Origin of the sequence: Enterobacter sp. A103 (genome assembly GCF_034427535.1) — a bacterium.
GTDB classification, from domain to species: Bacteria; Pseudomonadota; Gammaproteobacteria; order Enterobacterales; family Enterobacteriaceae; genus Enterobacter; species Enterobacter asburiae_B.
This window is the reverse complement of record NZ_JAXQPQ010000010.1, coordinates 1-17,486: the sequence shown is the minus strand read 5'-3', so window position 1 is coordinate 17,486 and position 17,486 is coordinate 1. Positions and strand designations below refer to the sequence as shown.

Genomic DNA, 17,486 nt, shown 5'->3' with positions numbered 1-17,486 from the left:
TTCTGATTTGAGAATTGTGACTGCGGTCGATTGTAGCGCCTGCAAATAAAAATTGTGATGGTTTTTATGCCATTGCCCTGGCCTGCATCAAACACAGGTGAAAAGACCCGAAAAGTATAGCTGCTGAAGCGCCCTCCCGGGGCGGCGAAATGTCGGTCAAAAAGCCCTAAAACGGAGCATAAAATCTGGCGCTGTTATAAGTCCTGTTTCTCAGGGGTACCCCCCCATAAAAAATCCGCATAATCCCAGCATTGACAGGACCTCCCCCGCATTTTATTTATAGGGCCGTATTTTGCGCCTGCACCTGTTTTCGTTTCACTCTTGTGCCAAGGTCGCTTATTCATTCCCTGACACGAGGTTGTTATGACGAGTTTTGTGGTCGCCAAATTTGGCGGCACCAGTGTGGCCGATTACGATGCCATGAACCGCAGCGCCGATGTGGTGCTGGCCGATCCGAATACCCGCCTGGTGGTGCTGTCTGCCTCCGCCGGCGTGACGAACCTGCTGGTTTCTCTGTCTGAAGGACTGGAAGCGACAGAACGTTTCGTGAAGCTGGATGCACTGCGCAAAATTCAGTTCGACATCCTTGAACGTCTGCAGAACCCAAACGTCATCCGCGAGGAAGTGGAACGTCTGCTGGAAAATATCACCACTCTGGCAGAAGCGGCGTCTCTGGCTACCTCCACCGCCCTGACCGACGAACTGGTCAGCCACGGCGAGCTGATGTCTACCCTGCTGTTTGTTGAAATCATGCGCGAGCGTAACGTTCAGGCGCAGTGGTTTGACGTGCGTAAAGTGATGCGTACCAGCGATCGCTTTGGCCGCGCCGAGCCGGACGTTGAGGCGCTGGCGGAGCTGACCAATCAGCAGCTGGCACCACGCCTGGCAGACGGTATCGTGATTACCCAGGGCTTTATCGGCAGTGAAGCGAAAGGCCGCACCACCACGCTTGGCCGCGGCGGCAGCGACTACACCGCCGCGCTGCTGGGCGAAGCCCTGCATGCAACGCGCGTGGATATCTGGACGGACGTTCCGGGCATTTACACCACCGACCCGCGCGTCGTTTCTGCGGCTAAACGTATTGATGTGATCGCCTTTGAAGAAGCGGCTGAAATGGCCACCTTCGGTGCGAAAGTGCTGCACCCGGCAACGCTGCTGCCGGCCGTACGCAGCGATATTCCGGTCTTCGTCGGCTCCAGCAAAGATCCGAAAGCGGGCGGGACGCTGGTCTGCAAGAAAACGGAAAACCCACCTCTGTTCCGCGCCCTGGCCCTGCGCCGTCGCCAGACGCTGGTGACGCTCCACAGCCACAATATGCTGCATTCACGCGGTTTCCTGGCGGAAGTGTTTGGCATTCTGGCGCGCCACAATATTTCGGTGGATCTGATCACCACCTCTGAAGTGAGCATTGCGCTAACGCTGGACACCACCGGCTCGACCTCCACCGGCGACACGCTGCTGACGCAGTCGCTGCTGATTGAGCTGTCTGAGCTGTGCCGCGTGGAAGTAGAAGAAGACCTGGCGCTGGTTGCCATCATCGGCAACAAGCTGTCACGCGCCTGCGGCGTGGGTAAAGAGGTGTTCGGCGTGCTCGACCCGTTCAGCATCCGCATGATCTGCTACGGCGCATCCAGCTACAACCTCTGCTTCCTGGTGCCTGCCGATCAGGCCGAGCAGGTCGTGCAGAAACTTCATCAGAATTTGTTTGAATAAAATTCGTTAGCAGGATAAACAATACCTATAAGCCGGGCACAGACCCGGCTTTTTCATAACTAAACAACACGACAATACTGCAAGGAATCCACTATGTTATCCGCCGTTACGCGGCTGTTCCCGTTATGGGCGCTGCTGCTCTCCGTACTCGCGTATTACACCCCCGCCACCTTCACGGGCATTGGTCCGTGGGTCGCCACGCTGCTGATGCTGATCATGTTCGGTATGGGCGTGCATCTGAAAATCGACGACTTCAAACGCGTGCTGTCTCGCCCTGCGCCCGTCGCGGCAGGGATCTTCCTGCACTACCTGGTGATGCCGCTTGCGGCGTGGCTGCTGGCGATGGCCTTTAAGATGCCGCCCGATCTCTCCGCCGGGATGGTGCTGGTGGGCAGCGTGGCCAGCGGCACGGCCTCCAACGTCATGATCTACCTGGCAAAAGGCGACGTGGCGCTCTCCGTCACCATCTCCTCCGTTTCAACGCTGGTTGGCGTCGTTGCCACGCCGCTGTTAACCCGCCTGTACGTGGACGCGCATATTCAGGTGGACGTGATGGGCATGCTGCTCAGCATTCTGCAGATTGTGGTGATCCCGATTGCGCTGGGGCTGGTCATTCACCATCTTTTCCCGCGCGTGGTGAAGGCCGTTGAGCCGTACCTTCCCGCGTTTTCGATGGTCTGCATTCTGGCGATCATCAGTGCCGTGGTGGCGGGTTCCGCATCGCACATTGCTTCCGTGGGCTTTATCGTGATCATCGCCGTGGTGCTGCATAACACTATTGGCCTGCTGGGCGGCTACTGGGGCGGGAAGCTGTTCGGTTTTGACGAATCGACCTGCCGCACGCTGGCAATCGAGGTAGGCATGCAGAACTCCGGCCTGGCGGCGGCGCTCGGTAAAATTTACTTCTCCCCGCTGGCGGCCCTGCCTGGCGCGCTGTTCTCCGTCTGGCATAACCTCTCCGGCTCGCTGCTGGCGGGCTACTGGTCCGGCAAACCGATTGATGAACAAACGAAAAAAGATGCGGTGAAGCAGGGTTAATTTACGCGGCTTGCTTTACACTGAAGCCTCTCTATCAGGAGGCTTCAGCAATGGCTACACCACGTTTGACCCAGAAAGACATGACGGAAGCCGAGCAGCGCGAACTGAAAACGCTTCTCGACCGCGCCCGTATCGCACATGGCCGCACGCTGACGAACGCCGAAACCAATCAGGTGAAAAAAGAGTACATCGATAAGCTGATGGCGCAGCGTGACGCCGCGGCGAAAAAAGCCCGCAAGCTTAAAAAAGAGCAGGCTTATAAACCCGATGCAGAGGCGACCTTTTCCTGGTCCGCCACAACGTCTACCCGTGGAAGGCGCTAATCAGCGCCCTTTCTTTTTGCGCCCCGGCTGGGTAAAGCGTTTTCCATTACCCGGCTTGCCTCGCCCCTTATCTTCCGCCTGAGGCGCCTTCACCACCGGGCGCTTAATCGCCTGGGTTTTCGGTTTGGCTTTGGCCTTCGGCTTCGCTTCGGACGAGGAGTTCTCGATAAGCTTGAAGAGCTCAATCAGCTCGTCATCCGTTAAATCGCGCCACTCGCCCAGCGGGATACCGGACAGGCTGACGTTCATGATGCGCGTGCGTTCCAGCTTCGTCACTTCATAACCGAAGTGCTCGCACATACGGCGGATCTGGCGGTTTAAGCCCTGCACCAGCGTAATGCGGAACGCGAACGGCGCTTCTTTCTTCACCTTACACTTTTTCGTGACGGTACCGAGGATCGGCACCCCGGCGCCCATGCCACGAATAAATTCGTCCGTCACTGGCTTGTTCACCGTAACGACATACTCTTTCTCGTGGTCATTACCGGCACGCAGAATTTTGTTGACCAGATCGCCGTGGTTGGTGAGAAAAATCAGCCCCTGAGAGTCTTTATCCAGACGGCCAATCGGGAAGATACGGCTGCTGTGGTTCACGAAATCAACGATGTTGTCCCGCTCACCGTCTTCCGTGGTGCTGACAATCCCAACCGGTTTGTTCAACGCGATAAACACCAGGTCTTCAGCATCACGCGGTTCGATGACCTGACCATTCACTTTAACCACATCGCCAGGGACCACCTGGTCGCCGATGGTGGCGCGTTTGCCGTTAAGAAACACGTTACCTTGTTCAATGTAACGATCAGCCTCGCGACGTGAGCAGATCCCGCTCTCGCTAATGTATTTGTTTAATCGGGTTGATTGAGTTGGCAGCATAGTTTCTCCTGTGAAGGGCGAAATATACCTTAGGTATGGGCTGGAAAAAAAGATTAGCCGACGGTTACTGAGACGGGTTTTTTATTTTGCGAGACGCTTTCAGGATTTAGCGTCAGGCCATTTATCCTTGAGCTACCTCCTTTTAGCTTTACTCTCCAGAGACAATTATTTGTAGTTTATAAATCACATTGAGTAATATGAAGGAGATCGTTCAGACAGAATCCTTCCAACGCTGGGAGCAAAACTTAAAAGATCGGCGAGCGAAGACCATTATCGCTTCCCGCCTCTTTCGGTTGGCAAATGGTTTAGCGGGCGACATTAAACCCGTGGGCGAAGGTATAAGTGAGCTGAGGATCCACTATGGTCCGGGCTATAGACTCTATTTTAAAGACCAGGGCAATTGCATCATCGTGCTGTTGTGTGGTGGTGACAAAAGCAGCCAGGCCAGAGACATACTTATGGCAAAAATGCTGAGCAATCCCAATGGCAGGAGTGAATGAGCATGCATAAATTAACACCCTACGATCCAGCCAATGCGCTGGTGGATGACGAGGAAATCGCCGTGTTTATGGCTGATGCCTTAGAAACGGGCGACTCAGCGTATATTGCTAAAGCTCTGGGCGTCATCGCGCGAGCGAAAGGAATGTCGACCATTTCACAGCAAACTGGCCTATCACGAGAGCAACTGTATCGATCGTTCAGTGATAAAGGAAACCCAACGCTTAAAACCACTCTGGCGGTCATGAAAGCATTGGGTCTTGGGCTAACAATCAAACACGCCGAAGATTAATACTCATCCCGCTCGTCGTCTTCATCCGGCTGTTCCATCACGCTGTACGCCACCGCGCAGAACAACGAGTTGAGACGCTTCATATCCCCCAGCAGCCCCAAGTGCAGCGAACTGGTCTCGATACTCTGCACGTTCTGCTGGTGCAGACGCTCAACGTGGGCGTGCGAATAGCGGCGGTTCAGAATGCGGAAACGATGCTTGTTGCGGCGCAGGCGGCGCGCGCTCGGCACGTCGCTGGAGAAGAAGACCAGCATCGCCAGCTTGAGGTTGCTGACCAGCTGTTCGTGCAGCGCTTCCAGCTCCTTCAGGCCTTCACCTGAAAACGCACGACGCGCGGCAAGGGATTTGTCGGCGATCTCGCTGCCCATACGCTCCACGATATCCGAGGCCTGCTCAAGGTTAAGCGACATCTCGATGATTTCCGCCCAGCGGCGGGACTCCTCTTCCGCCAGCTCGTCCTGCGGCATACGCGCCAGGTAAAGCTTAATGGCGGTATAGAGCACGTTGATATCGTCGGCCAGTCTGCGCAGTTCTTTCTCTTCACGCGGCTCGCCGTGCATCACCTTTTGCAGGCCTTCGAGCATGGTTTCCATTGCGTCGCCCATGCGCAGCGTCTCGCGCGCGGCATTCGCCAGCGCCAGCGCCGGGGTATCCAGAGCGGACGTATCCAGGTGCTTCGGCTTCAGGCGCGCATCCAGCTCCGGTTCGTCCTGAATGAGACGCTCGCAGAAGCGGGCCATCGGCCCGGCAAAAGGCACCATCGCCAGGCAGCGCACCAGGTTGTAGAACACGTGGAAGTAGATCACCAGCTCCGCCTTCGGCAGCGGGAGATTGTCCATCAGGTTCGCCAGCGGGTGGATAAAGGGCAGGATAATCAGGCTGCCCACCAGCTTAAACAGCAGGCTGCCCAGCGCCACGCGGCGGGCGGCGGCGTTGGCGGCGCTGTTGTTAAGCATCGCCAGCAGGCCTGAGCCGAGGTTGGCCCCGATCACCAGACACAGCGCTACCGGGAAGGAGATCGCCCCGGCGGCGGTAAGCGTGGCCGTCAGCAGAACCGCCGCCAGGCTGGAGTAGCTGACGATAGCAAACACCGCGCCAATGAGCGCGTCCAGCATGATGTCCCCGGTCAGGGAGGCGAAGATGACCTGAACGCCATTGGCCTCGGTGATTGGCGTGACCGCCTGCACAATCAGCTCCAGCGCCAGCAGGATCAGCCCGAGGCCAATTCCTACGCGCCCGAGCTGCCCGGCGCGCGTCTGTTTGCGGCCGAGGAAGAAGATGACGCCGAGAAAAATCAGCAGCGGCGACAGCCAGGAGAGATCGAAGGTCAGAACACGCGCCATCAGCGCGGTACCTACATCCGCACCCAGCACAATCACCAGCGCCGGGGCCAGCGCCACCAGATCCTGCGCCACAAAGGAGGTCACAAGCAGTGTCGTGGCGTTACTGCTCTGCACCAGTGCCGTTACGCCAATGCCCGCGCAGAAGGCGAGCGGCTTCTTCTCAACGCTGCTGCTGAGAACGGTACGTAAGCGCGCGCCAAATACGCGCATCACGCCGGTACGGACGATATGGGTGCCCCATACGAGCAGGGCGACTGCAGAGAGCAGGTGTAACAGTGTCAGCACGGAAGTTTTTCCTCCTTATCGTTATTCGTTTTCCATAGGTCCAGTATAAGGGTTTAAACGTAAGAAAGAGACAGGGCGCCCCATGAGCGCCCTGTTTGTTGTAAGGAAAAGTGATTTTAATCGGCGTCGTAGCCAAGATTAGGCGCCAGCCAGCGCTCCACTTCAGACACGCTCATGCCTTTGCGCAGGGCGTAATCTTCAATCTGATCCCGCTGCAGCTGCGCCACGGCAAAGTACTTGCTGTCCGGATGGCTGAAGTACCAGCCGGAAACGGACGCGCCTGGCCACATGGCGAACGACTCGGTGAGCTTCATCCCGGTATGGGTTTCCACGTCCAGCAGCTTCCAGATGGTGCCTTTTTCGGTGTGCTCCGGACAGGCCGGATAGCCCGGCGCCGGGCGAATGCCCTGGTAATTTTCGCGGATCAGATCCTCATTGCTGAGGTTTTCATTCGCCGCGTAGCCCCAGTGCACCTTACGCACGCGCTCGTGGAGGTACTCGGCGAAGGCTTCCGCCAGGCGGTCGGCAATCGCTTTCACCATGATTTTATTGTAATCATCGTGCTGCGCTTCGAACGCGTCCGCCAGCGCGTCTTCCTCCAGACCGCCGGTCACCGCAAAGGCGCCGATATAGTCGGCTTTACCACTCAGCTTCGGCGCGACAAAATCGGCCAGGCAGTAGTTGGCAAAGCCCACTTTCTCGGTTTGCTGGCGCAGATGACGGCTGACCGCCAGCACGTGGGTGCGGGTTTCATCGCGATAGATTTCGATGTCGTCGCCCACGCGGTTCGCCGGGAACAGGCCCACCACGCCGCGCGGGTTTAGGGTTTTCTCTGCGCTCAGCGTGTCGAGCATGTCGTTGGCGTCTTTAAACAGGCGCTTCGCCTCCTCGCCGACCACCTCATCTTCCAGGATGCGCGGATATTTACCCGCCAGCGACCAGGTCATAAAGAACGGCGTCCAGTCGATGTAGTTGCGCAGCGTCTCGATGCTGGCCGTCACGTCCTGCACGCCCAGACGGTGTGCGACCGGCGGCGTGTAGCTGGACCAGTCGAAGGCCAGATCGTTGTCGCGCGCCGCCTGAAGCGAAACAGGCGGGGTGCGCGGCTTCTTACGGCCGTGCTGGATGCGAACGGTTTCGTACTCTTTGCGGGTGCGCGCCACAAAATCGTCGCGCTGGGTGTCGGAGAGCAGCGCGGAGACCACGCCCACGGTGCGCGAGGCGTTCTGCACGTAGACCGTCGGGCCGCTGTAGTTCTGCTCGATTTTCACCGCCGTGTGCGCTTTCGAGGTGGTCGCCCCGCCAATCAATAGCGGAATGGTGAAGCCCTGTCGCTCCATCTCTTTTGCCACGTTGACCATTTCGTCGAGCGACGGCGTAATCAGGCCAGAGAGGCCTATCAGGTCGGCGTTCACTTCGCGCGCGGTCTTGAGGATTTTGTCCGCCGGGACCATCACGCCAAGGTCGATAATTTCGTAGTTATTACACTGCAGCACTACGCCAACGATGTTCTTGCCGATGTCGTGCACGTCGCCCTTCACGGTGGCGATAACCATCTTGCCGTTGCTGGAGCCTTTCTCTTTGCTGGCTTCGATGTAGGGCTCCAGATAGGCCACTGCCTGCTTCATCACGCGGGCGGATTTCACCACCTGCGGCAGGAACATTTTGCCCTCACCGAACAGATCGCCGACCACGTTCATGCCGTCCATCAGTGGGCCTTCGATAACCTCAATCGGGCGGGCTGCCTGCTGGCGCGCCTCTTCGGTATCGAGCTCGATAAATTCGGTGATGCCTTTGACCAGAGAATATTCCAGACGCTTTTTCACGTCCCAGGAACGCCACTCGGCCTGCTGAACGTTTGCCGCCTCATCCGATTTGCTGCCGCGGTATTTCTCCGCCAGGTCCAGCATGCGCTCGGTGGCGTCGTCGCGGCGGTTAAGGATCACGTCCTCTACGGCATCGCGCAGCTCGGCGGGGAGGTCGTCGTAAATCGCCAGCTGGCCGGCGTTAACGATCCCCATGTCCATGCCGTTGCGGATGGCGTAGTAGAGGAACACGGCGTGGATCGCTTCGCGCACCGGGTCGTTGCCGCGGAACGAGAACGACACGTTCGATACGCCGCCGGAGATCAGCGCATGCGGCAGCTCGCGCTTGATGTCTTCACATGCGCCGATAAAGTCCTGGGCGTAGTTGTTGTGCTCTTCAATCCCGGTAGCGACGGCGAAGATATTCGGGTCAAAGATAATGTCTTCCGGCGGGAAGCCCACCTCTTCGGTCAAAATCTTGTACGCGCGGCGGCAAATCTCGATTTTGCGCTCGCGGGTATCGGCCTGACCCACTTCGTCAAAGGCCATCACCACCACGGCGGCACCGTAGCGGCGGACCATCTTCGCGTGGTGGATAAAGATATCAACGCCCTCTTTCATCGAGATAGAGTTGACGATGCCTTTACCCTGGATGCACTTCAGCCCTTTTTCGATGACTTCCCACTTGGAGGAGTCAATCATGATCGGCACGCGGGCAATGTCCGGCTCACCGGCAATCAGGTTGAGGAAACGCACCATCGCCGCTTCGGCGTCGAGCATCCCCTCATCCATGTTGATATCGATAATCTGCGCGCCGCTTTCTACCTGCTGGCGGGCAACGTCCAGCGCTTCGCTGTACTTCTCTTCTTTAATCAGGCGTTTGAACTTTGCGGAACCGGTGACGTTAGTACGCTCACCCACGTTCACAAACAGGCTGTCGTCGCCGATGGTCAACGGCTCCAGGCCGGACAGACGACAGGCAACCGGAAGCTCGGGCAGCTTGCGCGGCGGCAGACCGGCTACGGCGTTGCTCATAGCCGCGATATGCTCCGGCGTGGTGCCGCAGCAGCCGCCGACGATGTTCAGGAAGCCAGACTCGGCCCACTCGCGGATTTGCGCCGCCATGGTGTCGGCATCGAGATCGTATTCACCAAACGCGTTTGGCAGACCGGCGTTCGGGTGGGCGGTGACATAGCATTCCGCGATACGGGAAAGCTCCTGCACGTACTGGCGCAGTTCATCCGGCCCCAGCGCGCAGTTCAGGCCAAAGGAGAGCGCTTCGGCGTGGCGCAGGGAGTTATAAAACGCTTCGGTTGTCTGGCCGGACAGGGTACGGCCGGAGGCGTCGGTGATGGTGCCGGAAATCATGATTGGCAGGTCAACGCCGAGCGCTTCAAACTCCTCTTTCACCGCGTAAATCGCGGCTTTGGCATTGAGGGTATCGAATACGGTTTCAATCAGGATCAGATCGGAACCGCCTTCCACCAGCGCTTTGGTCGATTCACGGTAGGCCGCGACCAGCTGATCGAAGGTGATATTACGAAACGCCGGGTCGTTGACGTCCGGTGAAATCGACGCGGTGCGGTTCGTCGGGCCAAGCACCCCGGCAACGTAGCGAGGCTTGTCCGGCGTGCGGGCCGTCCACTCGTCGGCGCAGGCGCGCGCCAGCTTCGCGGCTTCCAGGTTGATTTCCGCCGACAGGGATTCCATCTGGTAATCCGCCATGGCGATAGTTGTCGAGTTAAAGGTGTTGGTTTCAACGATATCCGCACCCGCTTCGAAGTAGGCGTTGTGGATATCCTTAATAACGGACGGCTTGCTGAGCACCAGCAGGTCGTTGTTCCCTTTCAGGTCGCAGGGCCAGTCGGCAAAGCGTTCGCCGCGGAAATCGTCTTCACTCAGACGATACCCCTGGATCATGGTGCCCATGCCGCCGTCCAGCACCAGAATTCGTTCATTTAACTGCGCACGCAGTTGCTCTACTTTGCTGCTCACACTTGCTCCCGACACCGCTCAACAAGGCCATAAGGCTGCGTTCCATACTGGCACAATCTCGCAGGGTGGAAAAGCCGCACAGCGGTAACATGAGACATGTTCACCATCACTCCTCCGATCAGTCAGGATAACGGTTGCAAATTCACCAAATAAAACGAAAATGATTTCCACGATACAGAAAAAGGAGATCGTCATGGTCGCGACCGTTCCCGCTAAACGCGGCAGAAAACCTGCTGCCACCACCGCCGCCGCACAACAGGGCGGACAGGTTCAATCGCTCACGCGCGGTTTGAAGCTGCTGGAGTGGATAGCCGAGTCGCACAGCAGCGTGGCCCTGACGGAGCTGGCCCAGCAGGCTGGCCTGCCGAACTCCACGACGCACCGCCTGCTGACCACCATGCAGCAGCTGGGCTTTGTCCGCCAGGTCGGCGAGCTGGGGCACTGGGCGGTGGGCGCGCATGCGTTTATCGTCGGCAGCAGCTTCCTGCAGAGCCGCAACCTGCTGGCGATTGTGCACCCGATTCTGCGCAAGCTGATGGAGGAGTCCGGCGAGACCGTAAACCTGGCGGTGCTGGACCAGAGCGATCATCAGGCGATTATCATCGACCAGGTGCAGTGCACGCAGCTGATGCGTATGTCCGCACCGATTGGCGGCAAGCTGCCCATGCACGCCTCCGGCGCGGGTAAAGCGTTTCTCTCGCAGCTGAGCGAAGAACAGGTGACGGGACTGCTGCACCGTAAAGGGCTGCACGCCTATACCCACGCCACGCTGGTGTCGCCCGTGCATCTGAAAGAAGATCTGGCCCTGACCCGCAAGCGCGGCTATTCGTTTGATGATGAAGAACATGCCCTGGGCCTGCGCTGCCTCGCGGCCTGTATTTTTGACGAGCACCGCGAGCCGTTTGCCGCCATCTCCATCTCCGGGCCGATTTCGCGCATGACCGACGACCGCGTGACCGAGCTGGGCGCGCTGGTGATTAAGGCGGCGAAAGAGGTGACGCTGGCGTATGGTGGGATTCGTTGAGATTGAGTGCGGCCTGATGCCCTCACCCCGGCCCTCTCCCGCAGGGAGAGGGAGAAAATCTGATGCCCTCACCCTGCTAGAGAGGGTGCAAACCTAATGCAAAACCTCTGCTTGCGGCGGTAAGCGTACACATCTTCGACATGCCCATTTTTGATGCGCGTTTGCAGTCCGCGCCAGTAGCTGGCGCGGAACAGATCCTCATGCATCTCTTCAAATAACGGCCCGATGCGCGGGTCGGCACACAGCCAGTGGCGAAACTCCTCCGGAAACACATCGCCCGGCGAGACGCTGTACCACGGCTCGCCGGAAAGCTCATCTTCCGGGTAGCGGGGCTGTGGTATATCGCGGAAATTCACTTCGGTCATGTAGCAAATTTCGTCGTAATCGTAGAACACCACGCGCCCGTGACGGGTGACGCCGAAGTTTTTAAACAGCATGTCGCCCGGGAAAATATTGGCGGCGGCAAGCTGGCGAATCGCGTTGCCGTATTCTTCGATGGCATCCCGCAGCGCCTGGCCTTCGGACTGCTCAAGCCAGATATTCAGCGGCACCATGCGGCGTTCGATGTAGAGATGGCTAATGGCAATTTTGTCGCCAAGATCGGTGATTTTCGCAGGCGCTTCCTGCATTAACAGCGCCATGAGCGCCGGGTCGATCTGCTGTTTATCCAGCACAAAGTTTTCGAATTCCTGGGTATCCGCCATGCGCCCGACGCGGTCGTGCTCTTTCACCAGCTGATAGCAGGCGCGAACGTGTGCGGCGGTCATCTCTTTCTGCGGCGCGAATCTGTCTTTAATCACCTTAAAGACCCGGTCAAAGCCCGGCAGCGTAAACACCAGCATCACCATGCCGCGAATGCCGGGCGCTTCGATAAACTGCTCGTCGGCGGCGGTGACATAGCGCAGGTACTCCCGGTAGCTTTCCGTTTTGGCGTGCTTCTGGCAGCCAATGGCCATATACAGCTCGGCGGTGGTTTTGCCCGGCAGGATCTCGCGCAGCCACTCCACCAGCGCGGCAGGCAGCGGGGCGTACACCATGAAATAGGAGCGGGCGAAGCCAAACACGATGCTGGCCTCGGCGCCGGTGGTCAGGCAAGTATCGACAAACAGTTCCCCGTCGTCGGTACGGTGAATGGGCAGCAGAAACGGCACAATGGCGGTCGGCGTAACCAGTTTGCCCACCAGCCAGGCGGCTTTATTGCGGTAGAAAAGCTCGTTGGCAACCTGCAAATGGCTGTGGCTGAGCACCTCCGCGCCGAAGGTTTCGTTGAGATGGGCGTGGACATAGCCGATATCCCGGGTTTTATTCTCCCAGGGCAGGCGCAGCGGCAGATCCGTTAGCACGCGGTGCAGGAGCTTTTCCCATCCGCGATCGGGAAAGAAATCTTTCGCCAGCGGACGGGGAATGGTTCGAAAGCGTCGCTCGGGCTGGGAGCTGAAGATAAATAACCGCTCAGGAGATAGTGAGCGGTGGTCAAATAACCGGCAATAGACGGAGTTGAAAAAGCTCTCCGCAATCTCGAAGCGCGGGTAATCGGGTAACAAATGGGTGTAGTGCTCCTTCACGCGCAGTAAAAATTCCGCGTCCGGACTTTTACCGTCGGTAATACAGCGCAGCTGCTCCACCACCAGACCCACGTGGTGGTCATAGAGATGGATACGTTGCTTCATAGCCTGCTGAACCGCATGCCAGTCTGCATGTTCGAAGCGCTGCTGCGCGCCGGATGTCACTTCAAGAAAACGACCATACTGGGCATCGAAGCCCTGCAAAATAGTTTGGGCAATCAGCAATTCCAGGCCACGCGACATATATTCCCCCTCACCCCAACCCTCTCCCCGAGAGGGGAGAGGGGGAAAAGATTAGAACTGTGCTTCTTCCGTTGAACCCGTTAAGGCGGTGACGGAGGAGGTTCCGCCCTGGATAATCGTGGTCACATTGTCAAAGTAGCCGGTTCCCACCTCCTGCTGGTGAGACACGAAGGTGTAACCGTCTTTGCCCGCCGCAAACTCCGGCTGCTGCACCTTCTCAACGTAGTGCTTCATGCCCTCACCCTGCGCATAGGCGTGCGCCAGGTCGAACATGTTGAACCACATGCTGTGGATACCGGCCAGGGTAATGAACTGGTATTTGTAGCCCATGTCGGACAGCTGCTGCTGGAAGCTGGCGATGGTTTTGTCATCCAGCTTTTTCTGCCAGTTGAAGGACGGCGAGCAGTTATAGGCCAGCAGTTTGCCCGGATACTTCGCGTGGATGGCGTCGGCAAAGCGTTTTGCCAGCGCCAGATCCGGCGTGGAGGTTTCACACCAGACCAGGTCCGCATAAGGCGCGTACGCCAGGCCGCGGCTGATCGCCTGTTCAATGCCGGCATGGGTGCGGTAGAAGCCTTCACTGGTACGCTCGCCGGTGATGAACTCGCTGTCATACGGGTCGCAGTCAGAGGTGATCAGGTCCGCCGCGTCGGCATCAGTACGGGCAATCACCAGCGTCGGCACGCCGAGCACGTCCGCGGCCAGACGCGCGGCAACCAGCTTCTGTACGGCTTCCTGTGTAGGAACCAGCACCTTACCGCCCATGTGTCCGCATTTTTTCACTGACGCCAGCTGGTCTTCGAAGTGAACGGCCGCTGCACCGGCCTCAATCATCGATTTCATCAGCTCGAAGGCGTTCAGCACGCCGCCGAAGCCCGCTTCCGCATCCGCGACGATCGGCAGGAAGTAGTCAGTAAAGCGCGGATCGCCAGGTTCGATACCTGCGGCCCACTGGATCTGATCCGCACGGCGGAAGGTGTTGTTGATCCGATCCACCACCGACGGCACGGAGTTAGCCGGATAGAGCGACTGATCCGGGTACATGCTGGAGGCCAGGTTGGCGTCCGCCGCGACCTGCCAGCCGGAGAGGTAAATCGCCTCAATACCGGCCTTCGCCTGCTGCAGCGCCTGACCGCCGGTCAGCGCGCCGAGGCTGTTGATGTAGCCCTTTTTAGAGCCACCGTGCAGCAGCTTCCACATTTTCGCCGCACCGTTCTGTGCCAGCGTGCATTCCGGATTGACCGAGCCGCGTAATTTCACCACTTCCTCCGCGCTGTAAGGACGGCGGATGCCTTCCCAGCGAGGCTGTGTCCACTCTTTCTTCAACTCTTCGATTTGTTGGGTACGGGTTTTCATGTGCAGATGCTCCATATTGTTATGTGGTGAGTTACGCCAGGAAGCGGTAGCCCGGCAGGGTCAGGAAGTCGATTAAGTCATCTGATGTGGTGATTTGCTCCATCAGGCGCGCGGCGTCGTCAAAACGTCCGCTGCTGAAGCGGTGCTCGCCCAGCTCGTCCTGGATCACCCGCATCTCTTCGGCCAGCATCTGGCGGAACAGGGTCTTGGTCACCGGTTTGCCGTTGCTGAGCGTTTTTTGATGGTGGATCCACTGCCAGATGGAGGTACGTGAAATCTCCGCCGTCGCGGCATCTTCCATCAGGCCGTAGATAGGTACGCAGCCGTTGCCGGAGATCCACGCTTCGATGTACTGGACCGCGACGCGGATATTGGCACGCATGCCCTCTTCCGTACGCTCGCCCGCGCACGGTGCCAGCAGCTGTTCTTCAGCCGTTGGGGCATCGTCTTCACGCGTGACAAACAGCTGGTTTTTGTTGTCGCCGAGAACGCGGTTAAAGACCTCCATCGCCGTATCGGCCAGGCCGGGATGGGCAATCCACGTGCCGTCGTGACCGTTACGCGCTTCAAGCTCTTTGTCGGCCTTCACCTTGTTGAGCACCTGATTGTTGCGCTCTGCGTCTTTGCTCGGGATAAATGCCGCCATGCCGCCCATCGCAAAGGCGCCGCGCTTGTGGCAGGTTTTGATCAGCAGGCGCGAGTAGGCGCTCAGGAACGGTTTATCCATGGTCACGACCTGGCGATCCGGCAGTACGCGGTCGGGATAGTTTTTCAGGGTTTTGATGTAGCTGAAAATATAGTCCCAGCGCCCGCAGTTCAGGCCGACGATGTGGTCGCGCAGGGCGTGCAGAATTTCATTCATCTGGAACACGGCAGGCAGCGTTTCAATCAGCAGCGTGGCTTTGATGGTGCCGCGCGGCAGGTTGAAACGATCTTCCGCGTAGCTAAACACCTCGCTCCACCAGGCCGCTTCCTGCCAGGCCTGCGTTTTTGGCAGATAGAAATAAGGGCCGCTGCCTTTTGCCAGCAGGTTCTTGTAGTTGTGGAAGAAATAGAGTGCGAAATCAAACAGGCTGCCTGGAATGGCTTCCCCACGCCAGGTGACATGTTTTTCAGGCAGGTGCAGGCCGCGCACGCGACAGATCAGCACCGCAGGGTTTGGTTTGAGCTGGTAAATTTTGCCGGCTTCGTTGGTATAGCTGATGGTGCCGTTCACGGCGTCGCGCAGGTTGATCTGCCCCTCGATGACCTTACGCCAGTCCGGCGCCAGAGAGTCTTCAAAATCGGCCATGAAGACTTTAACGTTGGCGTTCATGGCGTTGATCACCATTTTGCGCTCTACCGGGCCGGTGATCTCAACGCGACGATCCTGTAAATCTTCAGGGATGCCGCGGATTTTCCACTCACCGCGACGAATGGAAGCGGTTTCCGAAATGAATCCAGGCAACTTGCCATCGTCAATTTCCTGCTGCTGATGAATGCGTGCCGCCAGCAGCTTATTACGCTGCGGTGTAAAGCGGGTCACCAGTTCAGTCAGAAATTCTACCGCTTCCGCCGTCAAAACTTGCTGTTCTTGCTCGCCATACGGCTGGGTAAAGGCCAGTTCATCGACCGTCGTTGCCTGTTGAGTCATTACTCTGCTCCTCATCAAAGATCCAAAATCACGCCCCCGATGCGAACGAAAGATCGTTGGGTAGTTTTCGCTCAGCAGAATTAAGACTATCTATATTTTTTCTAAAATCAAAAACAATTTCCATTTTAATTATTAATTGTTATTAATTGATTGATTTCATTGAGATTAAAGTTGGATCGAACGGTGAGTGACATTTCGGAAATAAAAAAGGCACCCGAAGGTGCCTGATTTGAATAGCTGAAACGCTTTAGGATCGTTTAGTGCAGAAGATTACTCCAGCGTCGGATTCATGTGACGCAGATCGTATGGCGTTATCTGGTAGACGTAATAGTTGAGCCAGTTAGTGAAAAGCAAATTTCCGTGGCTGCGCCAGGTTGCTCTCGGTTTGTTTTGCGGATCGTCTTTCGGGAAATAGTTGTACGGTACATCCGGATTAAGACCCGCTTCGACATCACGGAAATACTCTGATGCGAGGGTATGCGGATCGTACTCAGGATGTCCGGTCACAAAAGCAATGCGTTTATCCTTGCTGGCAAACAGGTAAGCATCTCCGTCTTCCGTTTCGGCCAGGATCTCCAGATCGGTGTAATCACGAATCAGCTGGGCCGGGAAATCGGCGTAGCGAGAATGCGGGGCCAGGAAAGAGTCATCGAAACCGCGCGTCAGCAACGCATGTGGATGAAGAATATGGTGTTCGTATACGCCGGAGAGCTTTTCAGTGCGGGTTTGCTTGGGGATGCCATAAAGAATATTCAGTGCGGCTTGTACCGCCCAACAGACAAACAATGTGGAGGTAACGTGATCTTTTGCCCACTCCAGAACCTGTTTGATCTGCGGCCAGTAGGCGACATCGTTAAATTCAACCAGGCCGAGCGGCGCGCCGGTCACGATCAGTCCGTCGAAGTTTTCCCCCTGAATGTCATCGAAGTTACAGTAGAAGTTGTTCAAATGCTCAGATGGCGTGTTACGTGATTCACGGGCATCGATTCGCAGCAACTGGATATCCACCTGCAGCGGGGAGTTCGACAGAAGACGCAGGAACTGGTTTTCTGTTTCGATCTTTTTTGGCATCAGATTGAGAATAAGCACCTTCAGCGGGCGAATTTCCTGACCTGTCGCACGCGAAGCCGTCATGACGAAGACGTTTTCTTCACGCAAGAAATTGACGGCTGGTAGCTCGTCCTGCACCCGAATCGGCATAGCTTTATATCCTCACAGCATACGTATAAACGTTTAGACATCCAGACAGCTAACGATACCCAGAAACGGGCATAATGTCGAGCCTGCAAGCGGAAGGTGAGAAAGTTTCAAGGAGGGAAAGAGGGAAAAACAAAAGCAAAAAACCCCGCACCTTTCGGTACGGGGTTCTTCTAATTTATGCCTGGCAGTTCCCTACTCTCACATGGGGAGACCCCACACTACCATCGGCGCTACGGCGTTTCACTTCTGAGTTCGGCATGGGGTCAGGTGGGACCACCGCGCTAAAGCCGCCAGGCAAAT

At 57.3% G+C, this 17,486-nt stretch carries 13 protein-coding genes and 1 rRNA gene; 6 read left to right on the top strand and 8 right to left on the bottom strand.

The features are described 5' to 3' along the window. The first annotated feature begins 363 nt into the window (after positions 1-363). The 3 genes from lysC (at position 364) to SPH27_RS19465 (ending at position 3,074) form a co-directional block, all read left to right on the top strand. Entirely contained in the window at positions 364-1,713 is a 1,350-nt protein-coding gene (gene lysC, locus SPH27_RS19475; protein ID WP_023309996.1) for a lysine-sensitive aspartokinase 3, read from the top strand. Between the two features lie 93 nt (positions 1,714-1,806). Then, entirely contained in the window at positions 1,807-2,751 is a 945-nt protein-coding gene (panS, locus tag SPH27_RS19470) for a ketopantoate/pantoate/pantothenate transporter PanS (RefSeq protein WP_096151294.1), read from the top strand. 50 nt (positions 2,752-2,801) lie between these two features. Then, positions 2,802-3,074 carry a DUF3811 domain-containing protein gene (locus SPH27_RS19465; RefSeq protein WP_023309994.1) on the top strand — a complete coding sequence of 91 codons (273 nt, stop codon included), beginning with the start codon at positions 2,802-2,804 and terminating at the stop codon, positions 3,072-3,074. Here SPH27_RS19465 and rluF read toward each other — a convergent pair whose 3' ends face one another. Continuing rightward, on the bottom strand, positions 3,075-3,947 hold the full coding sequence (gene rluF / locus SPH27_RS19460; RefSeq protein ID WP_033144377.1) for a 23S rRNA pseudouridine(2604) synthase RluF: 873 nt from the start codon (positions 3,945-3,947) through the stop codon (positions 3,075-3,077). 197 nt (positions 3,948-4,144) lie between these two features. On the opposite strand from rluF, the gene SPH27_RS19455 reads away from it, so the two are divergent. Next, positions 4,145-4,447, top strand: a complete 303-nt coding sequence (locus SPH27_RS19455; protein ID WP_182072249.1) for a type II toxin-antitoxin system RelE/ParE family toxin — start codon at positions 4,145-4,147, stop codon at positions 4,445-4,447. Between the two features lie 2 nt (positions 4,448-4,449). Continuing rightward, on the top strand, positions 4,450-4,737 hold the full coding sequence (locus SPH27_RS19450; RefSeq protein WP_096151293.1) for an addiction module antidote protein: 288 nt from the start codon (positions 4,450-4,452) through the stop codon (positions 4,735-4,737). Here SPH27_RS19450 and SPH27_RS19445 read toward each other — a convergent pair. Both SPH27_RS19445 and metH read right to left on the bottom strand, forming a co-directional pair. Next, entirely contained in the window at positions 4,734-6,365 is a 1,632-nt protein-coding gene (locus SPH27_RS19445; RefSeq protein ID WP_033144374.1) for a Na/Pi cotransporter family protein, read from the bottom strand. The genes SPH27_RS19450 and SPH27_RS19445 overlap by 4 nt on opposite strands. A gap of 116 nt (positions 6,366-6,481) precedes the next feature. Further along, positions 6,482-10,165: a methionine synthase gene (gene metH / locus SPH27_RS19440; protein WP_048979395.1), complete on the bottom strand. Its 3,684-nt coding sequence runs from the start codon at positions 10,163-10,165 to the stop codon at positions 6,482-6,484. 193 nt (positions 10,166-10,358) lie between these two features. On the opposite strand from metH, the gene iclR reads away from it, so the two are divergent. Next, positions 10,359-11,189: a glyoxylate bypass operon transcriptional repressor IclR gene (gene iclR, locus SPH27_RS19435; RefSeq protein ID WP_045888359.1), complete on the top strand. Its 831-nt coding sequence runs from the start codon at positions 10,359-10,361 to the stop codon at positions 11,187-11,189. Between the two features lie 68 nt (positions 11,190-11,257). Here iclR and aceK read toward each other — a convergent pair whose 3' ends face one another. The 5 genes from aceK to rrf all read right to left on the bottom strand — a co-directional run bounded on the left by aceK (position 11,258) and on the right by rrf (position 17,481). Continuing rightward, the gene (gene aceK, locus SPH27_RS19430; RefSeq protein WP_207167910.1) at positions 11,258-12,997 is read right to left on the bottom strand and encodes a bifunctional isocitrate dehydrogenase kinase/phosphatase; all 1,740 of its coding nucleotides are present in this window, start codon (positions 12,995-12,997) and stop codon (positions 11,258-11,260) included. 51 nt (positions 12,998-13,048) lie between these two features. Next, positions 13,049-14,353, bottom strand: a complete 1,305-nt coding sequence (gene aceA, locus SPH27_RS19425) for an isocitrate lyase (protein ID WP_023309986.1) — start codon at positions 14,351-14,353, stop codon at positions 13,049-13,051. Positions 14,354-14,384: 31 nt separating this feature from the next. Further along, positions 14,385-15,986 (bottom strand): malate synthase A, encoded by a 1,602-nt coding sequence (gene aceB, locus SPH27_RS19420; protein ID WP_039264171.1) that lies wholly within the window; start codon positions 15,984-15,986, stop codon positions 14,385-14,387. Positions 15,987-16,256: 270 nt separating this feature from the next. Further along, complete coding sequence (gene metA, locus SPH27_RS19415) at positions 16,257-17,186, bottom strand: homoserine O-acetyltransferase MetA (protein ID WP_024906663.1); 930 nt, start codon at positions 17,184-17,186, stop codon at positions 16,257-16,259. A 179-nt stretch (positions 17,187-17,365) separates the two neighbouring features. Beyond that, a 5S ribosomal RNA gene (gene rrf, locus SPH27_RS19410) occupies positions 17,366-17,481 on the bottom strand. Positions 17,482-17,486 lie beyond the last annotated feature (5 nt).

Coding starts and splice junctions, on each gene's coding strand:
- metA (WP_024906663.1), bottom strand. CDS start 17,186: ATGCCGATTCGGGTGCAGGACGAGCTACCAGCCGTCAATTTCTTGCGT.
- SPH27_RS19465 (WP_023309994.1), top strand. CDS start 2,802: ATGGCTACACCACGTTTGACCCAGAAAGACATGACGGAAGCCGAGCAG.
- panS (WP_096151294.1), top strand. CDS start 1,807: ATGTTATCCGCCGTTACGCGGCTGTTCCCGTTATGGGCGCTGCTGCTC.
- aceK (WP_207167910.1), bottom strand. CDS start 12,997: ATGTCGCGTGGCCTGGAATTGCTGATTGCCCAAACTATTTTGCAGGGC.
- aceA (WP_023309986.1), bottom strand. CDS start 14,353: ATGAAAACCCGTACCCAACAAATCGAAGAGTTGAAGAAAGAGTGGACA.
- iclR (WP_045888359.1), top strand. CDS start 10,359: ATGGTCGCGACCGTTCCCGCTAAACGCGGCAGAAAACCTGCTGCCACC.
- rluF (WP_033144377.1), bottom strand. CDS start 3,947: ATGCTGCCAACTCAATCAACCCGATTAAACAAATACATTAGCGAGAGC.
- SPH27_RS19450 (WP_096151293.1), top strand. CDS start 4,450: ATGCATAAATTAACACCCTACGATCCAGCCAATGCGCTGGTGGATGAC.
- SPH27_RS19455 (WP_182072249.1), top strand. CDS start 4,145: ATGAAGGAGATCGTTCAGACAGAATCCTTCCAACGCTGGGAGCAAAAC.
- lysC (WP_023309996.1), top strand. CDS start 364: ATGACGAGTTTTGTGGTCGCCAAATTTGGCGGCACCAGTGTGGCCGAT.
- aceB (WP_039264171.1), bottom strand. CDS start 15,986: ATGACTCAACAGGCAACGACGGTCGATGAACTGGCCTTTACCCAGCCG.